The sequence below is a fragment of the Methylacidimicrobium cyclopophantes genome (genome assembly GCF_902143385.2).
GTDB lineage: Bacteria > Verrucomicrobiota > Verrucomicrobiia > Methylacidiphilales > Methylacidiphilaceae > Methylacidimicrobium > Methylacidimicrobium cyclopophantes.
Genome location: NZ_CABFUZ020000175.1, coordinates 1 through 6,396, shown reverse-complemented (window position 1 = coordinate 6,396; position 6,396 = coordinate 1). Strand labels below are relative to the sequence as shown.

General features: G+C 61.4%; 4 protein-coding genes and 1 tRNA gene. 1 reads left to right on the top strand and 4 read right to left on the bottom strand.

The genetic code is table 11. The features are described 5' to 3' along the window. Positions 1 to 1,418: 1,418 nt before the first annotated feature. The 3 genes from FN369_RS07935 to FN369_RS11205 all read right to left on the bottom strand — a co-directional run bounded on the left by FN369_RS07935 (position 1,419) and on the right by FN369_RS11205 (position 3,285). A tRNA-Leu gene (locus FN369_RS07935) sits at positions 1,419 to 1,502 on the bottom strand. A gap of 37 nt (positions 1,503 to 1,539) precedes the next feature. Then, a complete protein-coding gene (locus tag FN369_RS07930) occupies positions 1,540 to 2,838 on the bottom strand; it encodes a hypothetical protein (RefSeq protein WP_150003901.1) in 1,299 nt (432 codons plus the stop codon). 303 nt (positions 2,839 to 3,141) lie between these two features. After that, positions 3,142 to 3,285: a hypothetical protein gene (locus FN369_RS11205; protein WP_178087751.1), complete on the bottom strand. Its 144-nt coding sequence runs from the start codon at positions 3,283 to 3,285 to the stop codon at positions 3,142 to 3,144. On the opposite strand from FN369_RS11205, the gene FN369_RS07925 reads away from it, so the two are divergent. Further along, entirely contained in the window at positions 3,284 to 5,746 is a 2,463-nt protein-coding gene (locus tag FN369_RS07925) for a glycogen/starch/alpha-glucan phosphorylase (RefSeq protein WP_142525631.1), read from the top strand. The genes FN369_RS11205 and FN369_RS07925 overlap by 2 nt on opposite strands. Here FN369_RS07925 and FN369_RS11200 read toward each other — a convergent pair. Then, positions 5,743 to 6,396 (bottom strand): MFS transporter (locus FN369_RS11200; protein ID WP_512698704.1); only part of this gene is annotated, 654 nt, incomplete at its 5' end. The two genes, FN369_RS07925 and FN369_RS11200, sit on opposite strands and share 4 nt — an antisense overlap.

Genomic DNA, 6,396 nt, shown 5'->3' with positions numbered 1-6,396 from the left:
CGGCAGCCGCCGTTCTCCGGAAGTAGTCTCCCTTCATCGCCCATCGCGCCTTGGTCGCTTCAGCCTTCGGAGCGCCGGACGGCTCCCGGCGGCATGGTTACTTTCCCCTCTCCAGTGATGTTTTCATCTGGCTGAAACGCACCGCTTCCTTCCGCACGTGCATCAGCACAAAGAGATCCGGATCGAGAATCGTGAGCACCGACCATCCAACCGGCCGAGGGCGTGGCTGGCTTCCGCAAGCGGGGCCTGGAGGTCGTCCACGCGCAGGCGCGGGTTGGGCGAGAGTGACGCCGACAGGAAGGTCCGATAGACGGTCGCCTGTTAAACGTACCGGCCCGCGCGAGCGACCCCTTTGGGATCAGCGGCTTCCCCATTGACTTCAGCCTTTGCCATGGAGACTGCCGCCAGTCATGTGAATTCCTGCCCTAAACATGGATCATGCGCCCGTCCATAGGAATGCCAGCAGTTCACATGACCACGATCCGCTGTCTTGTGGATGCCAGCCGATAGCATAGAACGATCTCCTGCACGCCCTGCATGTCGAACATGAACCGGCTGAACTCCTCCTCGATAAGCCGTACCTTCCAGGTCTGTTCGGGTTTTTGAGGTTCTCCAGGTTGTTGTCGCCGTTCACGGAACTTCCAGACATTTCCAGTGTAAGCGTTTGCACCAGAAGGATGATGGATGGATTTGTGTTCCGCCTACAGAGCCCACTTGGATGGATGAGCGAAGCGGGGAAGGAGATCGAGTTTGGGAAACAATGCGTTGAGTTCTCTTGGGATCCGGGAGAAGAGGCCGATCCAGGGCTGTCCGTTTCCGGCGAGTTGGACCAAAAGGGATCCCTGGAAGGCGGCGGAACGCTTCGGGTGCTTCTTCGGAGAAGCCCTTCGCGATCCACCGGTTCCGAGCCGGGCACGGGATCGAAAAGGCCAAGAAGCAGAGCCGCATAGGGCTGTGGACTCGGCACCCCGGCAGCCAGGAATAATAATATAGACCCGACGTATTGTCCGGTAACTCTTGAGCTTGGGATAGGGCCGCCTCGATCTCTGCGAGCCTCTTAGGTTTTGAGGGCTGGTCCGGCCGCATCCTGGAAATGCGCCAAATGATAGGATGCACAGGCGTGTCTTTCGCCGTTGCGAGGCTATTTCTCTAGTTTGGCAGCCCCCATGGCGGCCAGCCGCTTGCCAATGACGCCAGCCGGAACCCGCTTGCTGTTCCGATACAAGCCGGTGAGATGCCATCTCATTCCGCCATGGGGCCTGCCGCGCTTTACGACGGGAACCTTCTTCCGGTTCCTCCGCCCTTCCGATTCGCCCATCTTCGCTTATCGTTTCCCCAGCGTGGCGAGAAACGGCTTAGGGGAAGCAAAATTGTTGCGTGCTTTCCGGCCTGAGAGAGTGGGAGTTGAACTTTGCCTCTGGTGCGCTCGAGAGGATTTGAACCTCCACGGGTTGCCCCACTAGAACCTGAATCTAGCGCGTCTGCCGTTCCGCCACGAGCGCGAAGTTAGTCAAAGGTTGGCGCGGAAGGGGAGCAGCGTCAATCCTTTCTCAAGGCTTCCCCGAAACCCGCGGCTTCCCCGCGGAGAAGAACCCCTTCCCGCTCCCGTGCTCGCTCTTGGAGCTCTTGCTCGTAGCCACGGATGAGCCCATCCCGGAAGGCGATGATCTTTTTCCGCGCTTCGCGCAACGCGGCTTCCCGGGCGGCGAGGCGCCTCCGATAGATCTCCCGCCTTCTCTCTTGGCTGTACAAATAGCCGCCGAGACCGCCTCCGACCACGCCGAGTCCTGCTCCGATGCCAGCCCCGCCGAAGAAGCCGCCCAGGATCGCCCCACCGAGCGCGCCCAAGCCCGCCCCTTCGAGGGTGGTCGTCGGAGTTCCCGTTCCGGCACCGAAAGCGCTCCCTTTATGGGGAATACCGGGAATGTTCTTGAGCAGATCCGAGGCATACTGATCCGCTTTTCGCCGGATTTCCGCACAACGATCCTGGAAGCCTTTCCAAGCCGCTTCCTGCTCCTCTTCGATTCGGCTCAACCGCTCCTGAGAGCAGACGAGCAGGACGGGGGCGTTCTGGGAAGCGGCGATCGCCATCCTCTCCCATTCGCTCGAGCTCTCAAATGGGGTTGGATCGACCTCACGAATCCGCCAAATTCCCCCGGTCGAGGTTGCGCGGCGCACCGTCCATCGGAAACGGTACGGGCTCCCCGCAGGAGCGACCAAGGTCTTATCGCCCAGGGTGTAGACATAGCCCGGCGGCAGGCCCTCGGCGAAGAGGAGATAGCGCATGAGCCCGGCTTCGATCTTGCCCGTCCCCGCAGGAATCCCGGCCGGTTCGATCGGAACGAGGTATTCGGCGCTCCTCGGCTCGACCGTGACCAGATAGCAAACGCTTACGCCATCCGCAAGCGCCTCCCGATGCACGGGCTGCAGCTCCCGCAGGTCGATATCGGGAGCGAGATGGCGGCGGAGGACGAGCCGGACGGTGGCCTCGTTGGGAAGTTTTCGGAGGCGATCCCACCAGCCGAACTTCTCCGTCGACGAAGGGAGGGCCCAAAAGCCCAGGCGGCCCTTTTGCAAGTCGGCGAGAGCTCCCTGCCATCGGTCGAAGAAGGCGCGCTGAGCCGCAGGGGTTCGGACTTCGTCGTCTCCGGTCGAGCCGGGCAGCGGCCGGATGTAGGCATCAGCCAGCGCCCCCAACAGGAGAAGCCCCAAGAGAAGAGTCGAAGCGATCCAAAGCAGACGGAGCTGGAGCAGCTTGGAAAGATTGCGCCCAGTCGGCTGCGCCATTCCGTCGCCAAATTCCCTCGGAGAACCGACCGCTTTCCCATCTTCGCCCATGCAAAAGCTCCTCCTTGTAAGTTGCTCCGGCCGCACAGCCGACGCAAGCGAGCCGCTCAAGGGTTCCCGGAAGCTCGCCGGCCGGCGCTGCGGGAGAGCGATCCGAGGGCTGCGCTCTTTTTTGCTCGCAGGCGATGCGTGTCGAGAAACGCGTCGATTCGCCGAGCGCCGACCCGAATCGGCCGGAAAGAATGCTTTCCGCTTCCTGGTCTTCGAGCAGGACGCAATGGTCGACAATCTTTCGGTTCGGAGAGCGCGAGATCGGGGCGGGGAAAAGGCTGCCTTGGCATGAGTCTTGCTAGCTCACTCGGATAAGTCACCGGCATGAAGAGATCCACGGAGCCCCTCGACCAGCAGAAGCGCCAGCGGGAATCCCAGGAAGAGGAAAAAGAAAGGCGGATTGGCGCTTGACCATTTGCGGACCTCGCTGGAGATTCGTCTTCCCATGAAGCCGTTCCTCGGTTCCTCCCGTTTTACAAAGGAAGCCACCCCGGAAGCGATTCGGGAATGTACCTGCGCCCATCTCCGTTTTAGCTTGGCGCGCATGCCGGAGAGCGCCACGCCACGGGATTGGTGGTTGGCCACCGCGCTCATGACGCGGGACTTTCTGATCGAGCGGCTGCTGGCTACCCAGGAAACCCATCGGAAAGCGGGGGTAAGGCGGCTCTACTATCTTTCGCTCGAATATTTCTTGGGTCGGCTTCTCCGTCAAAATCTGCTCAACCTCGGCCTTTGGGAACGCACCGGCGAAGCGCTGCGCAAGCTCGGCGTCGATCTCGAGGAGATTTGCGAAGAGGAAGGCGAGATGGGACTGGGGAACGGGGGCCTCGGCAGGCTCGCGGCCTGTTTCCTCGATTCGTTGGCCACGCTCCGGCTGCCCGCCATCGGCTATGGCATTCACTATGAGTTCGGCCTCTTCCAGCAAGACTTCGTCCGCGGATACCAGATCGAGCGACCCGACGATTGGCATCGCTTGGGAAGCCCGTGGGAGATTCTCCATCCGGAATTCGCGCAAACCGTCCACCTTTACGGGAGACTCGAGCACGAGGAGGGAGGCTGCCGCTGGAGCGATTGCCGCGATGTGCTTGGACTCCCCTTCGACATTCCGATCGCCGGCTTTGGCGCCACGACGGTCAACATTCTGCGCCTTTGGAGCGCCAAATCGACCCGGGAGTTCGATCTCGAAGCCTTCAATCGGGGGGGCTATTTCGAGGCCGTCGGAGAAAAGAGCTTCTGTGAATCGATCACGAAGGTCCTCTATCCCAATGACAAGACCGAGAGCGGCAAGGAGCTGCGCCTAGTCCAGCAGTACTTCTTCGTCGCCTGCTCGCTGCGCGATATCCTTCGCCGCTTCGAAGCGGAACACCGGGATTGGAATCTCCTCCCGGAAAAGGTCGTGATTCACCTCAACGACACCCATCCGGCCATCGCCATCGTGGAGCTTCTGCGGATCCTGATCGACGAGCGGAAGATGGATTGGGAACGGGCTTGGGATTGGACCTCCCGGATCTTCGCCTACACCAACCACACCCTGCTTCCAGAAGCGTTGGAAACCTGGTCGGTTCCCCTCTTTCACCGGGTCCTTCCCCGCCACTTGGAGCTCCTTTACGAAATCAATCGGCGGCTCCTGGAGGAAGTCCCGGTTACCGACGACTCCTCTCACCAGAAGCGCCGTGCGATTTCCCTCATCGAGGAAAACCACATCAAGGGCGTCCGGATGGCCCATCTGGCAGTCGTCGGAAGCTTTTCGGTCAACGGAGTTTCCGCCCTCCATTCGGAACTCCTCCGGACTCGGCTCTTCCCAGAGTTCGCGGCGCTCTTTCCCGGCCGATTCCGCAATGTCACAAACGGCATTACGCCCCGCGTCTGGCTCTTGGGCGCTAACCCGCTGCTCTCCTCGCTCTTGACGGAAGTGGTGGGAGAGGAGTGGATCACCGACCTTTCGCGGCTCCGCGAGCTTCGGAAGTTTTCCGCGGATGCCTCCTTTCTCGACCGCTACGCCGCCATCAAACGGGCCAACAAGGTTCGCCTTTCGGAATGTTTGCGCGATTGGTGCGGGCTTACCGCCGATCCCGATGCCCTCTTCGACGTCCAGATCAAGAGGATTCACGAGTACAAGCGGCAACATCTCAATCTGCTCCACATCCTCTGGCTCTACCGCAGACTTTTGGAAAACCCGAACGCCGATTTTCCCCCTCGGCTCTTCCTCTTCGGCGGCAAGGCCGCACCCGGATATGACTTGGCCAAATGCATCATCAAGGCGATCAATTCGGTGGCGGCCCGAATCAACCGCGATCCCCGCGCCCTGGGGAAGTTGCAAGTCGGCTTCATTCCCAACTATGGCGTGACCCGTGCGTCGCGGATCATTCCGGCGGCCGACCTGTCCGAACAGATCTCCACGGCCGGGAAGGAGGCTTCGGGAACCGGCAACATGAAGCTGGCGCTCAACGGTGCGGTGACGATCGGCACGCTCGACGGAGCCAACGTCGAAATTCGCGAAGAGGTAGGAGACGAAAACATCTTCCTCTTCGGGTTGACTGCGGAGCAGGTCGCTGAGCGAGTCCGAAAAGGCTACAACCCATGGGAAATCTACGAGTCCGATCCCGAGTTGCGAGCCATTCTGGATTGGCTCGGGTCCGGAGAGTTTACACCGGGCGAGCCCGCATCGGTGCTCGCACCCCTTCGGCACAGCCTGCTGGAAGGGGGTGATCCGTTCCTGGTTCTCGCCGACTTTGCCTCCTATCTGGCCGCCCAGCGACGGGCCGAGCAGACCTACCGTGACCGATCCCGCTGGATGGCGATGGCTCTGACGAATACGGCCACCGTCGGCAAGTTTTCGAGCGACCGCTCGATCCGAGAGTATGCCGAAGGCATCTGGCGGCTCGCGCCGGTTCCCCTCCCCGGTTAGGGACGAGCGCTCCTTTTGGCGAGCGGCGTAGAGACGAGGAGCGCCATAACGAGGAAGCACCAGAAGCAGAACCGGAAGAGATCCTCGGTGGCCAGGATCGTCGCATGGCCCGAGGCGTAACGCCCGAGGAGCCGAACCGCCTGGGGCGGAGAGGCGCCGGCCTGAAGGAGCCGGCCGGCCGCATCTGCAAAGGCCGGATCGCCCCAGGGGGCCGTTTCGACGAGCCGGCTCTGCTGGAAAGCGACGCGATGGGTGAGGAAGGTGCCCAGCAGCCCCGGACCCCAACTCATCCAGTAGGTACGAAGGAGAACGAGGGTTTGGCTGGCCGCGCTCTCCCGATGGCGGGGGGTCCCTCGCAAAGCGAGCGCGGTCAACGTCGCGATTCCTCCCAGGCAAAATCCTTCGAGCAGTTGCGATCCGAGCAGGTAAGTATACCACGAGCGCCTTCCGAAATAGTCGTAGGTGCTCACCCAATAGGCATAGGCGGCGAAGGCGAGCAGGTAGAGGGCGGACGGCCCCCGCGGATCGAAGTGGCGGTTGCAATAGGTGGCGAGAATCCACCCGGGGGGCATAAGAAAAAATACGGGCAAGAAGGCGCGGGCGGCGAGATCGGGCGTATAACCGCCAATCGTTTGGAGATTGAGGAGAAC